Annotated in this window: 1 protein-coding gene and 1 pseudogene; one reads left to right on the top strand and one right to left on the bottom strand. The window is 45.2% G+C overall.

Features of this window, described 5'->3' with window-relative positions; all coding sequences use genetic code 11:
- Window positions 1-5: 5 nt before the first annotated feature.
- Window positions 6-464, top strand: coding sequence for a murein L,D-transpeptidase family protein (locus R7E78_RS28645; protein ID WP_318058950.1), 459 nt, complete (start codon window positions 6-8; stop codon window positions 462-464).
- 30 nt (window positions 465-494) lie between these two features.
- Here R7E78_RS28645 and R7E78_RS28650 read toward each other — a convergent pair.
- A pseudogene (locus R7E78_RS28650) lies at window positions 495-586 on the bottom strand (glycerophosphoryl diester phosphodiesterase); the annotation flags it as partial.

The following is a 586-nucleotide window of genomic DNA, read 5'->3' on the forward strand; positions in this document are numbered from 1 at the left end:
CTTTAATTCTGTGTGGATTGGTTACGTTCAGTACGCACGCGGCTGTCGATCTGGTTAAAGTTGATAAATCGAAACGCAGAATGTACTTGATAGAAGATGGCATCATACTAAAAGAATATCGTATTGCATTGGGTGCCAGTCCTAAAGGCCATAAGCAAGAAGAAGGCGACAACCGAACGCCAGAAGGCAGTTACACGCTCGATTACGTGATTGAGGATTCTGCGTTTTATCGCTCGGTGCACATTAGCTATCCCGATGCTATTGACACGTTAGAGGCGCACCGGAGAGGTGTCTCCCCGGGTGGGAACATTAAAATTCATGGTTTAAAGAATGGTGAGACGCAAGAGCCTAGTTTTATTCAGAGTTTTGATTGGACCAACGGGTGTATTGCGCTCACCAATGAAGAAATGGATGAATTCATCCAGCTTGTCACCATGGGAACATCGATCACGATCGAGTGGTAGGACTCGTTATCCCACGGGAGCTTTGAAAGGTTATTGCATAAAACGTTTTGGATGGTCACTAAAAATGCCATCTAATTGCGGAAGGTGCTTGAGCTTATTCGGGTTGTTGACCGTGTAACACA

This window comes from Vibrio sp. YT-19(2023) (assembly GCF_033337395.1).